Annotated in this window: 17 protein-coding genes; 12 read left to right on the forward strand and 5 right to left on the reverse strand. The window is 70.4% G+C overall.

Features of this window, described 5'->3' with window-relative positions; genetic code table 11:
- Window positions 1-54 precede the first annotated feature (54 nt).
- Genes G406_RS0131850 through G406_RS0131860 form a run of 3 tightly spaced genes read left to right on the forward strand, consistent with a single transcriptional unit; the run spans window position 55 to window position 3,724 of the window.
- On the forward strand, window positions 55-1,038 hold the full coding sequence (locus tag G406_RS0131850) for an ABC transporter substrate-binding protein (protein ID WP_028936942.1): 984 nt from the start codon (window positions 55-57) through the stop codon (window positions 1,036-1,038).
- A complete protein-coding gene (locus tag G406_RS0131855; RefSeq protein WP_028936943.1) occupies window positions 1,035-2,366 on the forward strand; it encodes an MFS transporter in 1,332 nt (443 codons plus the stop codon). Before G406_RS0131850 ends, G406_RS0131855 begins: the two co-directional genes overlap by 4 nt.
- Window positions 2,363-3,724: an LLM class flavin-dependent oxidoreductase gene (locus G406_RS0131860; RefSeq protein WP_028936944.1), complete on the forward strand. Its 1,362-nt coding sequence runs from the start codon at window positions 2,363-2,365 to the stop codon at window positions 3,722-3,724. Before G406_RS0131855 ends, G406_RS0131860 begins: the two co-directional genes overlap by 4 nt.
- Window positions 3,725-3,817: 93 nt before the next feature.
- Here G406_RS0131860 and G406_RS54745 read toward each other — a convergent pair whose 3' ends face one another.
- Window positions 3,818-4,699 (reverse strand): TetR/AcrR family transcriptional regulator, encoded by an 882-nt coding sequence (locus G406_RS54745; protein ID WP_051342954.1) that lies wholly within the window; start codon window positions 4,697-4,699, stop codon window positions 3,818-3,820.
- 123 nt (window positions 4,700-4,822) lie between these two features.
- On the opposite strand from G406_RS54745, the gene G406_RS57435 reads away from it, so the two are divergent.
- A complete protein-coding gene (locus tag G406_RS57435; RefSeq protein ID WP_037079463.1) occupies window positions 4,823-5,239 on the forward strand; it encodes a nuclear transport factor 2 family protein in 417 nt (138 codons plus the stop codon).
- Window positions 5,236-6,030 (forward strand): enoyl-CoA hydratase/isomerase family protein, encoded by a 795-nt coding sequence (locus G406_RS51165; RefSeq protein ID WP_051342955.1) that lies wholly within the window; start codon window positions 5,236-5,238, stop codon window positions 6,028-6,030. The genes G406_RS57435 and G406_RS51165 overlap by 4 nt, the downstream gene beginning before the upstream one ends.
- Here the strand turns inward: G406_RS51165 and G406_RS0131875 are convergent.
- Window positions 6,027-6,569 (reverse strand): 3'-5' exonuclease, encoded by a 543-nt coding sequence (locus tag G406_RS0131875; protein WP_028936945.1) that lies wholly within the window; start codon window positions 6,567-6,569, stop codon window positions 6,027-6,029. The two genes, G406_RS51165 and G406_RS0131875, sit on opposite strands and share 4 nt — an antisense overlap.
- Window positions 6,570-7,292: 723 nt before the next feature.
- On the reverse strand, window positions 7,293-8,228 hold the full coding sequence (locus G406_RS0131885) for a LysR family transcriptional regulator (RefSeq protein WP_028936946.1): 936 nt from the start codon (window positions 8,226-8,228) through the stop codon (window positions 7,293-7,295).
- A 118-nt stretch (window positions 8,229-8,346) separates the two neighbouring features.
- On the opposite strand from G406_RS0131885, the gene G406_RS51170 reads away from it, so the two are divergent.
- The gene (locus G406_RS51170) at window positions 8,347-9,630 is read left to right on the forward strand and encodes an MFS transporter (protein ID WP_211241330.1); all 1,284 of its coding nucleotides are present in this window, start codon (window positions 8,347-8,349) and stop codon (window positions 9,628-9,630) included.
- Here the strand turns inward: G406_RS51170 and G406_RS0131895 are convergent.
- Entirely contained in the window at window positions 9,534-10,556 is a 1,023-nt protein-coding gene (locus G406_RS0131895; protein WP_028936947.1) for an enoyl-CoA hydratase/isomerase family protein, read from the reverse strand. The genes G406_RS51170 and G406_RS0131895 overlap by 97 nt on opposite strands.
- A 126-nt stretch (window positions 10,557-10,682) precedes the next feature.
- Here G406_RS0131895 and G406_RS51175 point away from each other — a divergent pair, with 126 nt between their 5' ends.
- From G406_RS51175 to G406_RS51180, 6 genes are all read left to right on the forward strand, one after another.
- Entirely contained in the window at window positions 10,683-11,105 is a 423-nt protein-coding gene (locus G406_RS51175) for a cobalamin B12-binding domain-containing protein (RefSeq protein WP_084216506.1), read from the forward strand.
- Window positions 11,106-11,131: 26 nt separating this feature from the next.
- A complete protein-coding gene (locus tag G406_RS0131910) occupies window positions 11,132-12,517 on the forward strand; it encodes a phenylacetate--CoA ligase family protein (RefSeq protein WP_028936949.1) in 1,386 nt (461 codons plus the stop codon).
- Window positions 12,514-13,434 (forward strand): methylmalonyl Co-A mutase-associated GTPase MeaB, encoded by a 921-nt coding sequence (gene meaB, locus G406_RS0131915; RefSeq protein ID WP_028936950.1) that lies wholly within the window; start codon window positions 12,514-12,516, stop codon window positions 13,432-13,434. The genes G406_RS0131910 and meaB overlap by 4 nt, the downstream gene beginning before the upstream one ends.
- An 8-nt stretch (window positions 13,435-13,442) precedes the next feature.
- On the forward strand, window positions 13,443-15,122 hold the full coding sequence (locus G406_RS0131920) for a methylmalonyl-CoA mutase family protein (protein ID WP_245607285.1): 1,680 nt from the start codon (window positions 13,443-13,445) through the stop codon (window positions 15,120-15,122).
- A gap of 94 nt (window positions 15,123-15,216) precedes the next feature.
- Window positions 15,217-16,860 (forward strand): L-lactate permease, encoded by a 1,644-nt coding sequence (locus G406_RS0131925; protein ID WP_028936952.1) that lies wholly within the window; start codon window positions 15,217-15,219, stop codon window positions 16,858-16,860.
- A gap of 90 nt (window positions 16,861-16,950) precedes the next feature.
- On the forward strand, window positions 16,951-17,670 hold the full coding sequence (locus G406_RS51180; protein WP_037079465.1) for a FadR/GntR family transcriptional regulator: 720 nt from the start codon (window positions 16,951-16,953) through the stop codon (window positions 17,668-17,670).
- Window positions 17,671-17,716: 46 nt separating this feature from the next.
- Here the strand turns inward: G406_RS51180 and G406_RS0131935 are convergent, their stop codons facing one another.
- Entirely contained in the window at window positions 17,717-19,264 is a 1,548-nt protein-coding gene (locus G406_RS0131935) for an acyl-CoA synthetase (protein ID WP_028936953.1), read from the reverse strand.
- Between the last annotated feature and the right edge of the window lie 10 nt (window positions 19,265-19,274).

Raw genomic sequence — 19,274 nt, forward strand, 5'->3', positions numbered from 1 at the left:
GTTGGGCTGCCAGGGCAGCCCAACTCACTCACGGGTCCTGATCTCGGAGGTTCTATGAAGTCCCGGCGATTGTTGGTTGCGCTGGCCGGCGCACTGGCGTTGTTGCTGCCGACCGCGTGCTCCAGCTCGTCGGACGGGCCCGCCGACCTCAGCTCGGTCACGCTGAAGGTCGGTGACCAGGCCGGCATCCAGCAGGCGCTGCTGCAGGCCTCCGGAGTGTTGAACGGGACGCCGTACAAGGTGCAGTGGGCGCAGTTCCCGGCCGCCGCGCCGCTGCTCGAAGCGCTGCGCGGCGGTGCGATCGACATCGGCATCGCGGGCGACGCGCCGACGCTGAACGCACTGGCCGCGACGAAGGACATCACCGTCGTCGCGGCGAACGAGTCACCGGCGCGCGGCGGGCTGGCGATCCTGGTCCCCAAGGACTCGCCGATCAAGACCGTCGCGGACCTGCGTGGACACACCGTGTCACCGACGACGCAGGGCAGCATCGGGCACTACCTGCTGCTGCAGGCACTCACCGAGGCGGGGCTGACCGCGAAGGACGTCACGATCAGCTTCCTGCAGCCGGTGGACGCCGCGGCCGCGATGCAGTCCGGCTCGATCGACGCCTGGTCGACCTGGGACCCGTACACCGCGGTCGCCCAGCAGGAACAGGGTGCGCGGATCCTGCGGGACCCGATCGGGCTCGCGTCGGGGCTGAGCTTCCTCGACGCGAACAACGACTCGCTGGCCGACGCGTCCACCCGCGCCGCGATGACCGACTTCGTCCGCCGCTACAACACCGCACTGCAGTGGGCACGAACGAACCCGGGTGAGAACACCCGCATCTACGTGCAGCTCACCCGCCGCCCCGAGGCGGTGGCCGGGCTGGTCGCGCAACGCTCGCTGCGCACCGGGGTGCCGCTCGACGCGCGGGTCGTCGGGAAACTGCAGGAGGTCGCCGACAACTACCACCGCTACGGCGTCATGCGCCAACCCGTGGCGGTCGCGCAGCGGGTCCAGGATCTGGCGGCACCCGCCCAGGAGCAACGATGACACTGAGCACCACAGCGCCCGCCCGCCCGCGCCGGGCGGCGGTCGCGGGCCTCGTCGGGACCACCATCGAGTGGTACGACTTCTACCTCTACGCCACCGCGTCGGCGCTGGTCTTCGGCCCGCTGTTCTTCAGCAAGGCCGACCCGTCGGCGGGTGTGCTCGCCTCGTTCGCCGTGTACGCCGCCGGGTTCGGCGCCCGACCGGTCGGCGCGCTGGTCGCCGGTCACCTGGGCGACCGGATCGGCAGGCGCACCATGCTGGTCGCCTCGCTGCTGCTGATGGGCGTGGCCACGGCGGCGATCGGGGTGCTGCCGACCTACGCGAGCGTCGGGCTGCTCGCCCCAGCACTACTGGTCGTCATGCGGCTGCTGCAGGGCCTCGCCGTCGGCGCCGAGTGGGGCGGCGCGGTGCTCATGTCGGTCGAGCACTCGGAAGGCTCGGGGCGGCGCAGGCGCGGGTTGTTCGGCAGCTTCCCCCAGATCGGCTCGCCCGCCGGCATGTTGCTGGCCACCGGCATCTTCGCCGCGGTGCGGGGTTCGATGGACAAAGCCACCTTCCTGGACTGGGGTTGGCGGCTGCCGTTCCTGCTCAGCATCGTGCTGGTCATCGTCGGGCTGGCGATCCGGCTCGGGCTCGCGGACGCTCCGCTCTACCAGCAGGTCAAGGACAGCGGCCGGGTCTCGACGGCGCCGCTCGCGCAGGTCACCCGGGGTCATCGACGCAACCTGTGGCTGACCATCGGCATGCGCATGTCGCAGAACGCGCTCTACGTGCTGTGTACGACGTTCGCGCTGACCTACCTCACGCAGGGCTCCTCGGCGGACCCGAACGCGGGCCTGACGGCGGTGATCGTCTGCTCGGTGATCGGGCTGATCAGCACACCGGCGTGGGCGATCCTGTCCGACCGGGTCGGCAGACGCCCGGTGTACCTGTTCGGCGCGATCGGTGCCGCGGTCGCGATGATCGGCTTCTTCCTGCTGCTGGATACCGGGTCGACCGTGCTGATCGTGGTGGCCATGGTGATCACGGTCAACGTGTTCCACGACGCGATGTACGGGCCCCAGGCGGCGTGGTTCACCGAGCTGTTCCCGACCGGCGTCCGCTACAGCGGTTCCTCGATCGGCTACCAGTTCGGCTCGGTCCTCTCCGGCGGCACGGCGCCGCTCATCGCGGCCGCGCTGCTGCTGGAGGGCGGTGGCAGGCCGTGGCTGATCTGGCTGTACTTCCTGGTGCTGTCCGCGCTGACGATCACCGCGACGGTGCTGGCGCCGGAGACGTTCAGGGCGCCGATCACCGACGCGGCGGCAGGGGAGAGGATCGACGAGTGAGCCGAATCCTGCTGAACGCCTTCGACATGGCCTGTGTCGGTCACCAGTCGGCCGGCCTGTGGACCCACCCGGACGACCAGGGACACCGCTACCGCGACCTGGACTACTGGACCGAGCTGGCGACGCTGCTGGAACGCGGCGGCTTCGACGCGCTGTTCCTCGCCGACGTCCTCGGCGTGTACGACGTGTACGGCGGCTCCCGGGACGCCGCGGTGCGCCAGGCCGCGCAGATCCCGGTCAACGACCCGCTGCTGGCGGTGCCCGCGATGGCGGCGGTGACCGACCGGCTCGGGTTCGGGGTCACGGTGTCGCTCGCCTACGAGCAGCCGTATGCGCTGGCCAGGCGGTTCACCACGCTGGACCACCTGACCAAGGGCCGGGTCGCGTGGAACATCGTGACGTCCTACCTGGACAGCGCGGCGCGCAACCTCGGCAGGGGCGAGCAGATCCCGCACGACGAGCGCTACGAGCTGGCCGACGAGTACCTGCAGGTCTGCTACAAGCTGTGGGAGGGCTCCTGGGAGTCCGACGCCGTGGTGCGCGACGCGACGCGCGGGGTGTTCACCGACCCGGCCAAGATGCACGACATCAACCACAAGGGCCGCTACTTCGAGGTGCCCGGCCCGTTCCTGTGCGAGCCGTCGCCGCAGCGCACCCCGGTGCTGTTCCAGGCCGGCGCCTCGCCCCGAGGCGCCCGGTTCGCCTCGACGCACGCCGAGGCGATCTTCGTCAGCGGACCGTCGCCCTCGGTGCTGCGCCGCACGGTCGACGCCGTCCGCTCCGGTGCCGAAGCAGCGGGACGGGATCCCCGGTCGATCAAGGTGTTCGCGATGTTGACCGCGATCGCCGGTGCCACCGACGCCGAGGCACTCGCCAAGCGCGACTCCTACCTCGAGCACACCAGCCACGAGGGTGCGATGGCGCTGTTCGGCGGCTGGACCGGCGTCGACCTGGCCGAGGCGTCCCCCGAGCAGCTCCTGGAGTACGTCGAGACGGACGCGAACCGCTCCGCGCTGGCCTCGTTCACGACGTCGGATCCGGACCGGCGGTGGACGGTCGGCGAGCTGGCGAAGTTCATCGCGATCGGCGGCCGGGGACCGGTCGTGGTCGGCTCCGGCGCGACCGTGGCCGACGAGCTGGAACGCTGGGTCGACGAGGCCGACATCGACGGCTTCAACCTCGCCTACGTCGTCACGCCAGGCACGTTCGTCGACTTCGTCGACCACGTCGTGCCGGAGCTGCGCGCGCGTGGTCGGGTGCAGTCGGAGTACGCGGCGCCGACACTGCGGGAGAACCTGGGCACCGCGCCAGGACCGCTGCTGCCCCCAGACCATCCGGGCGCCGCCTACCGGCGCTGACGCACGTTAATGCGGGTCACCTCGCAGAGCCTCGTGTTGCGTCGCAGACGCTGCAGTGTCTGCGACGCGACGTGAAGCTCTGCGACGTCGCGCTCAGTGTGGGTTGCCGGCTACCGGAGCTGAGGCACCGTCCAGGATCAGCCGCCGGATCGCGTCGGTGAGCTCTCCGGTCGTGCGGTGCGCGCGCCAGGCCCACTGCGAGGCCGCCTCGATGGAGTTCACCACGAACAGTCGGATGAGGTAGCGGTGGATGTCGTCGCGCAGTGCACCGTCCTCGATGGCGGCACCGATCAGGTCGGACCACAGCGCCCCGTAGGCGAGCCGGTGGGTCCGGACGCGGCGGCGCATGGCGTCGGGCAGCTGGCCGTAGACCTGGGTGTGCGCCCGGACCAGCACGTCCAGCTCGATCATGGTCTGCAGGTGTGCGGCCATCGCGGCGGCCAGCCGGTCGATGGGCGCGGCGTCGTCCGGCAGGGCGGACAGACGCTGGTGGACGCGGCGGTGCGTGGTGGTCACCCCGAACCGCAGCACCTCCTCGATCAGCTCGTCCTTGGACGGGAAGTGGTGGTAGACGCTGCCGGCACGCAGCTGCGCCCGCGCCGCGATGTCGCTGATCCGGGTCGAGGCGTACCCGCGTTCGGCCAAGACCTGGGCGGCGGCGTCGAGGATGCGCAGCCGGGTGCCCTCGGAACGGGGACGCGGGTGCGGTTCGGCGGTGTCGAGCCCGGCCGTCGGTGCGGGACCGGCGGCGATGAGCGGCGACCCGGCGTCGTCCCCGACCCGTTCGGACAGCCGGCGGAACCGTTGCTCGGCGGCTTGGCGCGACCGCAGGCCGAGCGCGTCGGCGATGTCGGTCCAACTGCCGCCGTGCCCTCGGGCGGCGGCGATCAGCGTCAGCTCCGACCGCTCCAGCGCGGCGAGCCGGGGCGGAACCTGGCTGAGCTGATCGAGCGCGGCGCGCCTCGAACCGTCCATGGCGCCAGCGTGACACAGATTGTCAATTTTTTGTTGACACTGTGGCGCCGAAACAGGCACGAAGTCGACGTGGTGCTTCGAAATGGTGGACGAATCCGGTCGAGTGTTCGACCATCGTCGTTGATGAACGTTACTGAGACGACTGTCCGGCCACTGGTCGAGCGACTGTACGCGGCGCTCGGCACCGGCGACCGAGCCGCGCTGACCGAGGTCCTGCACCCGAACTTCGAGGGCAACTACAGCCCGGGGCTGCCGGAACCGATCGGCGGCCGCCACGTCGGTGCGCAGGCGTGCATCACCGAGGGGTGGTGGGCGATCGGTGCACTGTGGTCGATGCGGGCGAAGCCGGAGCGCTGGCTGGACTGCGGTCCCGGCGAGCTGCTGGTCACCGGTCAGTACGAGGGCACGGCGCGGGCGACCGGCCGCCCGGTCAACGCCCCGTTCGCGCACCTGTGGTCGGCCTCGGAAGGCACGTTGCGCACCCTTCACCAGTACACCGACACCGCTCTGTGGCGCGATTCCCTGGAGGCCAGGTCGTGAGCGATCCGGATGCACGCACGCGCCTGACCGTGGAGGGTGGGCTCGCGCACCTGCGGCTGGTCCGCGTCGCCGGGCGCAACGGCATCGACCTGGCGATGGTCCGGTCGCTGGGTGCGCACGTGGAGCAGATCGCGGCGGACCCGAGTGTCCGGGCCGTCCTGATCGGCGCGGACGGCCCGGCGTTCACCGTGGGCGGCGACCTGCGCTACCTCGACGGTCAGCTGGACCGGTTGCCGGACGAGCTGACCACGATGATCTCGGCCTACCACCGGACACTCGCCCTGCTGGCGCAGCTGCCCGTCCCGGTCGTGGTCGCGGCACGAGGCGCGGTCGCGGGCGGCGGCCTCGGTCTGCTGTGGTGTGCCGACCTGGCGATCGCCGCCGACGACCTGCGGATCGCCACCGGTTTCGCCCAGCTCGCCCTGTCCGGCGACGGCGGCAGCTCGTGGCACCTGCCCAGACTGGTCGGTCTGCGGCGGGCGCAGGAACTGATCCTGGGTGGCCGGGTGCTGGACGCCGCCGAGGCACTCGACTGGGGTCTGGTGACCAGGGTCGTGCCGGCCGCGGACCTCGAGGACACCGCCCTGGAGCGGGCGCGGGCGCTCGCGCAGGGGCCGACCTACGGGCTGGGCCGGATGAAGCGGCTACTGCTGGAGTCCTCGACGAACACCTATCCGGAACAGCTCGCCGCCGAGCAGCGGGCGATCGTGGCGTGCGCGGGTACCGACGACGCCCGGGAAGGAATCACCGCGTTCGGCGCCCGTCGACCACCCAAGTTCGTCGGTCACTAGGTCCAGCTGCCGCGCTCGACCATCAGCAGGATCAGCGCGGCGATGTTCCACGCGTCGTCCTCGCCTCGGTGGTGCCTGCCCTCCAACGGGAGACCGGCTACCTCCAGCGCGCCATCCATACCGGTCGGTTTCGGCAGCCCGAACGCGGCCGCGAAGGCCTTCTTGGCGTTCGTGTGGTGCTCTCCGAACGGGTAGCTCGTGCCGGTTGCCTTGCACTGGCGCCGGAACTGGTTGCGGTCGTAGTCGCCCCAGCTCGCCCAGGGCCTGGTGCCCGAATCGTGTTCGTCGACCAGAGCCGCGCACGCCTCGGCGAAGTCGATCCCGGAGTCGACGTCGGGCTGGGTGAGGCTGGTCAGCTCGGTGCAGAAGTCGCTGACCGTCGAGGTGCGCGGGCGGACCATGATGCCGTGGCGGCTGACCCTGGTGCGGGCTTCCAGGTCGACGACGGTCAGGCCGATCTCGATGATCTCGCTGGACTGGCCTTCCGGGGGGCTTCCCCGCCAGCAGGTGGCTTCCAGGTCGACGACGTTCAGGAGCATCCGTGCACGGTAGAGCGTCGTTTCCGGGTGATCCCCGCTGGCTCGTCAGTGTGCATCCCCGCTGGCTTTCAGTGTGCTTGGCGTGGCCGCCCGCTCTCAACCCCCGGCTGGCGCCGGCCTCGCGCGGGTCCTGGTTGCACGTAGTTCGGGGGCGAGGTTTCAGGGTTGACAGCGGGCGGCCACGCCAAGTGCTTAGCCAGGATCGCGGGGATGGGGCAGGTGTGCGTGCATGCCGTGCGGGGTGGCGGGCCGATCGCGCTGTTGTTGCGCATCGGGCTGCGCCCTCGCGCGATCACGTAGTCCCAGGAGTCTCTGTGGTCACTCGTGTCCCGCCTCGCAGAGCTTCGTGTCGCGTCGCAGATGTTGCAGTGTCTGCGACGTGACGTGAGCTTCTGCGAAGTTCTCGGCGTGTGGCGTGTGGCGCGTGGCGCGTGTGGCAGGTGGGGTGCCGTCGCGGACTGTGCACACCTACGTGCTGCGTCGCATATGTCCGGAGGTGTGCGACGCGGCACGTAGGTGTGCACAGTGCCGCGATGTGGCTGGTGTGCGCATCGGGCTGCGCCCTCGCGCGTTGCGGGCGGTACCTCTGGTCCCGGTGGTCGCTGGTCACGCGTCGCAGAGCTTGGTGTTGCGTCGCAGGTGTTGCAGTGTCTGCGACGTGACGTGAGCCTCTGCGACGTTCTCGGCGCGTGGCGTGCGTGGTGGTGATCATGGGGGAGTCGATCACCGGGGCGGTGTCCAGGTGGGGAGCCAGGTGTTCGGGTGGGGTGCTGCTGTTCGCCTCGCGTCCAGGTAGGTGCGCAGAGTGGTGAGGGCTGGGTGGGAGTTGTCCTCGCGCCAGATCAGGGACAGGGGGTAGATCGGGGCGGGGTCGCGGATCGGGATTCGGCGCAGGTCGTAGCTGTCCGGCCACATGTAGCGCGAGCGCACGCCGATCAGGGTCGCCAGGTTCGAGGAGTCGGCGATCTCGTCCAGCAGTGCCTCGTTGCCGAAGACCGGGCCGGTCATGTCGATCGTGAGGTCGAAGGCGGCCGCGAGCTCGGTGTAGTAGTCGGCCACCTCGCCCCTGGCGTCCAGGCCTGGCATGCGGATCCGGTGACCGGCGAGCCCGCCGGGCGTGACGGAGTGCGCGTCGGCGAGGGGATGGCGCGGCCCGACCAGCAGCTCGTGCGCCTCGTGGACCATCGGGATGGTCCGGACCGTGCGCGGGACGTGGAGCCGAGGTGGGACGCCGTGGAACGTGACGTCGATCGTCCCGTTCTCCACCGCGGCGATCGCGCCTGCGACGTCGGCATCGAAGGTCACGATGTCCAGCTCGATCTCGGGGTGCGCGCGGTAGAAGTCCTGGAGGAGTACCGCCGTCGCGACCCGGCGGTTGACCACGTCGACGCGGAACGCGCGCCTGCCGGGGCGGACGGACGCGTCGGCCCGCTCGGCCGCCCGGAGCAGGTCGCGGGCGTGCGGGAGGAACGCCTGGCCGTCGATCGTGAGCCGGACACCGCGCGGAGTGCGGGTGAACAGGCGCACCCCGAGGTCCTTCTCCAGCAGGGCGATACGTCGGGAGACGGCCTGCTGGGTGACCGCCAGCGTGGCGGCGGCCTCCTGGAACTGGCCGGCGTCCGCGGCGGTGACGAACGTGCGGACGGCGTCGAGATCCACGGCCCGAACCCTACGGACACAACGGTGCGTTGTGGCTCGCCGCCCGGCCGGTTGTTTGATCCGAGGGGACCGGATGGCTTTGGATCGGTGCCGTGTCGGGTGAGCAGCAGGTGGACGTGTGAGGCGGTCTCTCGGGCGGCGGTTCGGCTGCCTGTGGGCGGCCTACGCGGTTAGTGCGTACGGGACGGGACTGGGGTTCGGTGCGTTACCGCTCATCGCCGTGCTGGCGCTGCACGCCGCTCCCTCGGAGGTGTCCGCGCTGGCCGCGGTGGGGCCGGCGGTGGGCGCGCTGATCGCGGTCAAGCTCGCGCCGTGGGTGGAGTTCCACCGCACACGGCCGGTCATGATCGGGATGGACCTGATCCGGTTCGCCGTGCTGGCGACGGTCCCGGTCGCCTACGCACTCGGCCTGCTCAGCCTCGTCCAGCTGCTCGTCGTCTCGGCCGTCGTCGCGGCCGCCAAGATCGCGTTCAACGCGGCGAGCGGCGCCTACCTCAAGGTCCTCGTCGCGCCGGAGGACCTGCTGGTCGCGAACGCACGGTTCGAGTCGACGAACTGGAGCTCCATCGCCGTCGGGCCACCGCTGGGCGGTGCCGCGATCGGGCTGCTCGGGCCGGTCATCACCGTCGTCGCCGACGCGCTGAGCTATCTGCTCTCCGCGCTCTGTCTCACCGCGATCCGCGTCCGCGAAGAACCCGCGCGGCGGACCGACGCGAACCCGGTCCGGGCAGGCGAGCTGCTCGACGGGTGGCGGCACATCCTGGGCCACCCCGTCCTGCGCGCGCTCTACCTCAACAACCTGCTCGTCTCCGGCCTGATCATGGCGACCGAGCCGCTGCTGGCTGTGCTCCTGCTGCGTGAGCTCGGGTTCCCGCCCTGGCAGTACGGGCTGGCGTTCGCCCTGCCGTGCCTCGGCGGACTGGTCGGTTCCCGGCTGGCCCGCCGCGTCGTGGCCCGCCTCGGCGTGCGCCGGGTGTTCCGGACCGTCGGCACGCTGCGTGTCGTCTGGCTGATCGGTCTCGTCCTCGTCGGCCCGGGGGTCCTCGGCCTCGTCACCGTCATCGTGGTCGAGCTGGCGATCATCGTCTTCATGAGCCTGTACACCCCGGTGCTCGCCACCTACCGGCTCCAGCACACCCCTCGGCATCTCGTCGCCCGCACGCTGTCGGCATGGTCGATCGGCCAGCTGGCATCCATCGCACTGTTCACCGCGCTGGCCGGCCTGCTCGCGGACCTCACCAGCCTCCGCACGGCGCTCCTCACGGCCGGACTGCTGATCCTCGCCAGCCCCCTGTTGCTGCCCGGTCAGGACTCCAGTGACAGCTCGTCGCCGTCCAGCGGGTCGAAGAACGCGGCGACGGAGGACGGTTCGACCTCGGCGAGGCGCGACGGCGTCCACTGAGGCACGTGGGTCCGGTCCACGACCCTGGCGGTGATTCCTTCCACCAGGTCGGGGTGGGCCAGGAACCGTCGGATCGCCCGGAAGTCACGGATCAGACAAGGTTCCAGGCCCGGTTCGTCGGCGGCCAGCCGCAGGGCGTGCAACGTCACCGCGACCGCCGTGGGTGACCGCTGTCCCAGCAGCTCGCCGGCCGCCCGGGCATCGGGATGCGGATGGTCCAGCAGCCGCGCGACGATCTTCGCAGGGTCGTCGCCCGCGTAGCACTCGTCGATCCACGGGCGGGAGTCCGCCAGCGAACCGGGCGCGGGCGTGCCCAGCGAACGCAACGAGCCCGAGCGCAGCAGCTCCGGGACCCCGGCCAGCTCCTCCGACGGCAGGTACGTGTCCGCGAGACCGCACAGCATCGCGTCCGCCGCGCCCAGGTTCATCGAGGTCAGCGCCACGTGTGTGCCCAGCTCGCCGGGTGCGCCGGCGAGCAGGTCGGCGGTGCCGCAGTCGGGGGTGAACCCGATCAGCACCTCGGGCATCGCCACCCGGGACCGCTCGGTCACCACCCGGACGTCGGCCCGTCCGGCGATTCCGAGGCCGCCGCCCATCACCACGCCGTCCATCAGCGCGACCACCGGCTTGGGGAAGCGGGCGATCAGCTGGTCCATGACGTACTCCTCGCGCCACAGGGTGGCGGCGACCTCCTGGTCGCCCATCGCCGAGTCACGCACCACGGTGATGTCGCCACCCGCGCAGAGTCCTCGATCACCCGCGCCGTCCAGCAGCACGATCTCGACCGACGAGTCGTCCCACCAGGCCCGCAGTGCCTGGGTGATACCCCGGATCATGTCGACGGTCAGCGCGTTGATCGCCTTCGGGCGGTTCAGGGTGATCCGCCCGAGGCGGTCTTCCGTGCGGACGTGAAGCTGATCGGTCACTGCTGCTCCGTTCGTGCGGTTCTGACCGCAGTGTTCCCGGTTACTTCGCGGTAACCCTTGTTGTCCCGGTCACACACTTCTATGGTCTGACCACACGAAGGATCTGCCACAGGATGAGGTGACCTTATGGTGCGGGAGCAGCCGCCGATCCGGGTGATGCTGGCGAAACTCGGCCTGGACGGGCACGACCGAGGCGTCAAGGTCGTGGCACGGACACTGCGCGACGCGGGCATGGAGGTGATCTACACCGGGCTGCACCGCACACCGGAACAGGTCGTCGAGGCCGCGGTGCAGGAGGACGTCGACGTGCTCGGCGTGAGCATCCTGTCCGGCGCCCACCTGCCGATCTTCCGCAAGCTCTACCAGGTGCTGGACGGCTTCGACGAGCCAGTCGGGTTCGCCGTCGTCGCCGGTGGCGTCATGCCGGAGGAGGACGAGGAGACACTCAAGAAGATGGGCGTCGCCGAGGTACTCGGCCAGGACACCACGCCGGACACGATCGTCGAAGCGGTCCGGGCCGCGGCAGCCGACCGCCCGGTCGGCGTCTGATGGCAGGCCTGTCGAGGGAGCCCGAGATGGAGCAGTGGACCTGGCCGCCGCGCTACGACGAGAGCTACCGGCCGCCGACGAACCAGGAGCACTGGTTCCCGCGCCGCGAGATGATGCCGGCGGACGAGCGTGACGAGGCGATCCTGGGCCGGATCCGCGAGCTCATGTCCTACGCCTGGGACAACTCGCCGTTCTACCGGAGCAAGTGGTCCGAGGCGGGTATCGAGCCGAACGCCATCCGCACCCTGGAGGACTTCGAGCAGGTCCCGGTCGTGCGCAAGGAGGAACTGCGCGCCGACCAGGCCGCCAACGAGCCGTTCGGCAGCTACCTGTGCGTCCCGGAGAGCGAGGTCGCGCACGTCAACGGCACGTCCGGCACGACCGGTCGGCCCACGGCCTTCGGCATCAGCGAACGGGACTGGCGCAGCGTCGCCAACGCGCACGCCAGGGTCATGTGGGCGATGGGCATCCGGCCGAGCGACACCGTTCTGGTCGGCTCTCCGCTGAGCCTCTACTGGGGTTCCTGGGGCGCCTACATCGGCGCCGAACGGCTCGGCGCCCGGGTGTTCCCGTTCGGCGCGGGTGTCGCCGGGCAGACCGCGCGCACCGTCATGTGGATGCGCCAGATGGGCGTCACGGTCTTCTACGGCACCCCCTCCTACGCGCTGCGCCTCGCCGAGGTGGCGAGCGAACAGGGCGTCGACCCCGCCGACCTGGGGCTGCGCAAGCTGTTCTTCTCCGGCGAGCCGGGCGCGAGCATCCCGTCCATCCGGGGACGCATCGAGAAGGCGTTCGACGCCCAGGTCTACGACTCCGGCTCGATGGCCGAGGTCAGCCCCTGGATGCACCTGGGCGCGGGGGCCGACGAGCCGGGCGTGCTGTGCTGGCAGGACCTCGTCTACACCGAGGTGTGCGACCCGGCCACGCTGCGCCGCGTCCCGTACGGCAGCGAGGGCACCCCGGTCTACACGACGTTGGAACGCACCAGCCAGCCGATGATCCGGCTGCTGTCCAACGACCTGACCCGCTGGGAGGCCCCGGACACCGCGCGCGGTCGCACCTACCCGTTCCTGCCGCGCGGCATCTACGGGCGCATCGACGACATGTTCATCGTGCGCGGCGAGAACATCTACCCGAGCGCGATCGACGAGGTCGTCATGTCCGACCCCGGATACGGCGGCGAGCACCGCATCGTGATCAGCCGGACCGACACCATGGACTCGCTCGTCGTGCAGGTCGAGCACCAGCCGAACCAGGCACTCGACGGGCTGTCCGACCGGCTGCGCACCGTGCTCGGGGTCGGCGCGACCGTCGTGCCGGTCGCCAGGGGCACGTTCGAACGCACCGAGTTCAAGGCGCGCCGGGTCATCGACGACCGTGACCTGCTGCAGTCGCTCAAGGCACACACGTGAACCGGGTGGAGCGGGTCCGCGCCGGGGAGACGGCCTCGATCGCGCGCATGATCAGCCGGATCGAACGGCGCAGTGACGGTGTCGCCGACGAGCTGGCGCAGCTGCACCGGGCTGGCGGGCACGCGCACATCATCGGTGTCACCGGTGCCGCCGGCAGTGGCAAGAGCACGCTGGTCGGCGAGCTGACCGCGCACTACCGTCGCGCCGGGCGCACCGTCGGCGTCCTCGCGGTCGACCCGTCGAGTGTGTTCTCGGGCGGTGCGATCCTCGGTGACCGGATCCGGATGTCGGCGTTGTCCGGCGACGACGGGGTGTTCATCCGCTCCATCGCCACCCGAGGTGCGCTCGGCGGACTGTCCCGCGCGGCGCTCGACGCGATCACCGTGCTCGACGCGGCCGGCAAGGACGTCATCGTGCTGGAGACCGTCGGCGTCGGGCAGGCCGAGGTCGACGTGATCAGCGCGGCGCAGACCGTCGCGGTGGTCAGCGTGCCCGGCATGGGTGACGACGTGCAGGCGATCAAAGCCGGACTGCTGGAGATCGCCGATGTCCACGTGCTCAACAAGGCCGACCGGGACGGCGCGCAGAAGGCCTACGCCGAGCTGCGCGACATGCTCCGGTTCGCCCCGCGTACCGACTGGGAGGTGCCGATCCAGCGCACCGTCGCCGCGACGGGCGAGGGCGTCGAGGAGCTGGCCACCCGGTTCGACGAACACCACGAGTGGATGAGCCGGACCGGCGAACTGAACCGCCGCGCCCGGCGCACCGCGGCGACCCGGATTCGCTGGATGGCCGAGGAGATCGTGCTGGATCGCCTGCGCGACGGCGAACCCGAGTTCGACCGGGAGGTCGACCAGGTCGCCGACATGTCCACCGACCCACTGCACGCCGCCCAACGCCTGATTGGAGCGTTATGAATCACGAGTTGACAACGGAAGCCCTGGTCAAGGCGGTGACCGAAGAGCTCGCCGACTGGGAGGGTGACGAGCTCGCCGCGTTCACCCGCCGCGCCCCGGAAAGCCGCGAGCAGTACCTGACCGGCAGCGGCGCCCCCGTGCAACGCGTCTACACCCCGGCCGACCTGCCGGCGGACTGGGACGAGATCGGGTTGCCCGGCCGCTACCCGTACACCCGGGGCCCGTACCCGACGATGTACCGGGGCCGGACCTGGACCATGCGCCAGATCGCCGGATTCGGGCAGGCGGAGGAGACCAACGGCCGGTTCCGCTACCTCATCGCGCAGGGCCAGACCGGGCTGTCCGTCGACTTCGACATGCCCACCCTGATGGGACTGGACAGCGACGACGACATGAGCCTCGGCGAGGTCGGCCGCGAAGGCGTCGCGATCGACACGCTGCCGGACATGGACGCCCTGTTCGACGGCATCGACCTGGAACAGATCAGCGTCTCGATGACGATCAACCCGTCCGCCTGGATCCTCCTCGCCATGTACGTGGCGGTCGCCGAGGAGCGCGGCCTTGACCTGAACAAGCTGTCCGGGACGATCCAGAACGACATCCTCAAGGAGTACGTCGCGCAGAAGGAATGGATCTTCCCGATCCGGCCCAGCATGCGCATCGTGCGCGACACCGTCACCTACTGCGCCGGCCGCATGGCCCGGTACAACCCGGTGAACATCTCCGGCTACCACATCAGCGAAGCCGGGGCGAACGCTCTGCAGGAGATCGCGTTCACCATGGCGATCACCCGCGCCTACGTCGACGACGTGGTCGCCACCGGCGTCGACGTCGACGAGTTCGCACCCCGGCTGTCGTTCTTCTTCGTCAGCCAGGCCGACCTGTTCGAGGAGGTCGCCAAGTTCCGCGCGGTGCGCCGTTACTACGCGAAGATGATGAAGCAGCGCTACGGGGCGAAGAACCCGCAGTCGATGCGGCTGCGCTTCCACGCCCAGACCGCGGCGGCCACGCTGACCAAACCACAGCCGCTGAACAACATCGTGCGTACCGCGCTGCAGGCGCTGTCCGCCGTGCTCGGTGGTGCGCAGTCGCTGCACACCAACGGTCTCGACGAGGCGTACACGATCCCCAGCGAGCAGGCCATGAAGGTCGCGCTGCGCACCCAGCAGATCATCGCGGACGAGACGAACGTGCCGAACGTGATCGACCCGCTGGGCGGCTCGTACTACGTGGAGAGCCTGACCAGCGAGCTCGAGGCCGGCATCGAGCGGTACTTCGAGAAGATCGACGAGCTCGGCGGCGTGGTCGCGGCGATCGAGCAGGGCTTCTTCCAGCGCGAGATCTCCGACACCGCGTACGACTTCGCCCGCCGCAAGGCCAGCGGGGACCGCCCGGTGATCGGGGTCAACAAGAACGTGGACACCGAGCCGGACGCCAAGATCGAGACCCACCAGCTCGACCCGGAGTCCGAGGAACGTCAGATCCGCCGGCTCAAGCAGGTCCGGGCCGACCGGGACGAGCAGCGGGCCCAGGCCGCGCTCGCCGCGCTCATCGAGGCGTCCCGCGACGACTCGGCGAACCTGATGCCCGCCACGATCGAGGCGGTCAAGGCCCACCTGTCGATGGGCGAGATCACCGGCGCGCTGCGCGACGTCTTCGGCACCTACACCGAAACTCCCGTGTTCTGACCCCATAACCGCAGGTCACAAGCCGTGAGTGGCGAGTGGTCTCAGAAGACCACTCGCCACTCACGGCTCCCACTCCTCAACGGCGAGGTGTTCCATGTTCCAGCAGCCCATTGCCCCCGTAGGTGGCAGTCTCGGTTGGTCGGCACTGGTGGCGGCGTTGCCACTGCTGCTGTTGTTCGTGTTGCTCGGTGTGTTCCGCGTCCGGGCATGGCTGGCGTCGCTGATCGGTCTGGTGGCGTCACTCGTGGTCGCGCTTGCGGTCTACGGCATGCCCGGTGACCAGGCGTTCTCCTCGGCTGCCGAAGGGATCGCGTTCGGGCTGTTCCCGGCGATGTGGATCGTGGTCAACGCGATCTGGATCTACCGGATGACCGTGACGTCCGGGCATTTCGACGTGCTGCGGCGCAGTTTCGCCTCGGTCAGCGACGACTTCCGGGTGCAGGCGATCATCATCGCGTTCGCCTTCGGTGCGCTGCTCGAAGCGCTCGCCGGGTTCGGTGCGCCGGTGGCGATCTGTGCGGTCATGCTGGTCGCACTGGGTCTGCCACCGTTGAAGGCGGCCGCCGTCGCGCTGGTCGCGAACACCGCGCCGGTCGCCTACGGCGCGGTCGCGCTGCCGGTGATCACGCTCTCCCGGATCACCGGGCTCCCGCTGGACGACGTCGCGGTCATGACCGGGCGGCAGGTGCCGTTGCTCGCGGTGATCGTGCCGTTCGTGCTGCTCGGTCTGGTGGACGGCAAGCGTGGGCTGCGTGAGGCATGGCCCGCCGCGCTGGTCGGCGGCGTCGGGTTCGGTGTCGCGCAGTGCCTGATGGCGCACTTCGGTCCGATCCAGCTCGCCGACATCGTCGCGTCGCTGGTGTCCGCGGGTGCCGTGCTCCTGCTGCTGCGCAGCTGGCGCCCGGCCGGCGGGTCGCGGTCGCTGGGTGACGACGAGCAGGTGCTGACCGTCGCACCGGGCGGCGGTCCGGGCACCGCGCACGTCGGCGCCGGTGACCGACGCAGCGAGGTCGTGCGGGCGTTCGGGCCGTACGGCGTGATCATCCTGCTGTTCGCGGTGGCCGCCCTGCCGCCGGTCGCGGCGGCACTGGGATCGGTGACGAAGTCGTTCGCCTGGCCCGGTGTGCACGTGCTGACCGCCGAGGGCAAGCCGCTGAGCCTGGCGACGTTCAAGTTCGACTGGCTCGCCAACAGCGGCACGATCCTGTTCATCGCCGGGCTGCTGACCATCGCCATCCTCGGTCTGACCGTCCCCGAGGCCGTCCGCACCTACGGCCGGACGCTGCGCCAGCTGGCCGGCGCGATCGTGACCGTCGTGTCCGTGCTCGGGCTGGCCTACGTGCTGAACCTGTCCGGCCAGACCGCGACGCTCGGGCAGTTCCTGGCCGGAGCGGGCGCCGCGTTCGCCCTGTTGTCACCGGTGCTCGGCTGGTTCGGTACGGCGGTCACCGGGTCCGACACCTCGTCCAACTCGCTGTTCGGGCTGCTGCAGGTCAGCGCCGCGCAGCACGCGGGGATGTCGCCGCTGCTCGCGGCGGCCGGCAACACCACCGGCGGCGTGCTGGGCAAGATGCTGAGCCCGCAGAACCTGGCGATCGGGGCCAGCGCCGTCGGTCTCGCCGGCCGCGAAGGTGACCTGCTGCGCAAGGTGCTGGTCGCCACACTGATCTTCCTGCCGCTCATGTGTCTGCTGGTCTACCTGCAGTCCACGCCGGTTCTCGGCTGGATGGTGCCGTGAACCGCCCCGCCTGGGTGACCTGGACGCAACCGGCGGCGGGTAGCGTCGAAGATGGTCAGACCACAAGACGGCCACACAGGGAGCCCGACGATGTCCGAAACCGCCGAGAACGGGTGGCAACCCGTCCGTCGGTTGCGCACCCATGAGCACGTGCTCGCGCAGATCGAGCAGCAGATCCTCGACGGGCGGCTGGCCGCGGGGGACCGGCTGCCGGGGGAGCGTGAGTTGGCCGACTACCTCGGAGTGAGCCGCGCCGGGGTGCGCGAGGCGATGCGGGTGCTGGAGGCCCTCGGCGTGGTGAGCGCGGGTGTCGGCTCCGGCCCGACCTCGGGTTCCGTGGTCCGGGGCGAGGGCAGCGAGGCGCTGGCGAACCTGCTGCGGCTGCACCTCGCGCTGTCCCGGTTCACCCAGCGCGAGGTGATGGAGGTCCGCATCCAGCTGGAGCGGTGGGCGGTGGCCGAGGCCGCCGTCCACGCCACGGCGTCGGACGTGACGAAGCTGCGGGCCGTGGTGCTGGCGATGCGCCAGCGCGACATCAGCTACGAGGAGTTCAACGAGCTGGACACCGGCTTCCACGTGTCGGTGGCGGAGATGAGCGGCAACGCACTGCTGGGCACGCTCATGCGGGCCCTGCGCGACGCGGTGCGCCGCGAGATGCTCGCGGTCTTCGAGGATCTACAGGACTGGCGAGGCACGGCCGACTCACTGGCCGACCAGCACGCGGCGATAGTCGAGGCGATAGCCGCCCACGACTCGACCGGCGCAACAGCCCTGGTGGAACGCCACATCACCAACTTCTACGCAGGCTAGCCGTGAGTGGCGAGTGTCCCCATAGGACCACTCGCCACTCACGGCTTTAGTGCACGTTGCGGGCGCCTTCTCCCCAGTAGCGGGCGCGGAGGTCGCGCTTCAGGATCTTGCCTGCCCCGGAGAGGGGGAGGGAGTCGACGAACTCGACCGTTCTCGGGGCCTTGTAGCCGGCGATGTGTTCCTTCACGTGGGCGCGCAGGTCCTCGGCCGTCGGGGACGTGTCGCCGGTGAGGACGACCACCGCGTGCACCCGCTCGCCCCAGTCCTCGTCCGGCACGCCGATGACCGCACAGGACGCGACCGACGGGTGTTTGCCCAGCGCGTTCTCCACCTCGACGGAGTACACGTTCTCGCCGCCGGACACGATCATGTCCTTGATCCGGTCGACCACGAAGAGGTAGCCGTCGTCGTCCAGGTAGCCGCCGTCGCCGGTGTGCATCCATCCGCCGCGCAGCGCCGCCTCGGTCTCCTCGGGGCGGTTCCAGTAGCCGAGCATGACGTGCGATCCCCGGCAGACGATCTCCCCGACGGTGCCGTTCGGGACCTCCCGGTCCTCGTCGTCGACGATGCGAACCTCGGCGTGCGGCGCCGCGCGACCGGCGCTGCGCCGCAGGCCGGCGACGCCGTGGTCGCCCGGGCTGAGCAGCGTGGCGACCGGGGACAGCTCGGTCATGCCGTAGGCCTGGGTGAACGCGGCCGTCGGCATGCGCTTCCCGGCGCGTTCCAGCAGCGCCTCGGAGATCGGTGACGCACCGTAGATGAGGTTGCACAGGCTGGACAGGTCGGAGTCGGCGGTGTCGGGGGAGTCGACCAGCATCTGCACCATGGTCGGCACCAGCAGGACGTCGGTGACTCGGTGCCGTTCGATCGCGTCGGCGACTCCGGCGGGGGTGAACCCGGGCACGATCACGTGCGTGCCGCCGACCGACGTGCGCGCCACCCAGGCGGCGCCGTCGGCGAGGTGGAACATCGGCGCCGCGTGCAGCAGCCGTCCGCCGGGAACCATGAACGTGCCGGACGCGGTGGCGCCCAGTGCCGAGGTGAGCAGGTTCAGGTGGCTGAGCATCACACCCTTGGGTTTTCCGGTGGTGCCGCCGGTGTAGTAGACGCCGGCCAGTGAGTCACCGCCTCGGCGCGCGTCGGGGATCGGGTCGTGACCCGCGATCAGCTCCTCCAGGTCCAGTGCGCCGTCCGGGGCGGACCCGTCGCCGATGTAGATCACGGTCCGCAACACGGGTGCCTCGGCGTGCAGCCGGGGCAGCATCGGGACGAACGCGTCGTCCACCAGCAGGACCCGGGTGTCGGAGTCCTGCAACGAGAAGGCGATCTCGGCGGCGCTCCAGCGGGTGTTCGCCGGGGTCAGCACGGCATCGGCCCAGGGGACGGCCAGCATGTACTCGTGGTAGATGTCCGAGTTGTTGGCCAGGATGCCCACGCGGTCCCCGGAGCCGACGCCGAGCGCGCGCAGTGCACCGGCGAACCGTGCGACCCGCCGCGCAGAGTCCGCCCAGGTGCGGGTCCGGTCACCGAAGATGGTCGCGGGCAGGTCGGGGGTCTGCTGCACGGTGCGGTGCAGCCCCTGCGTCAGGTACATCGTTGACCTC

Origin of the sequence: Actinospineispora spinosispora DSM 44797, from assembly GCF_000429025.1 — a bacterium.
In the GTDB taxonomy this organism is placed as follows: Bacteria; Actinomycetota; Actinomycetes; order Mycobacteriales; family Pseudonocardiaceae; genus Pseudonocardia; species Pseudonocardia spinosispora.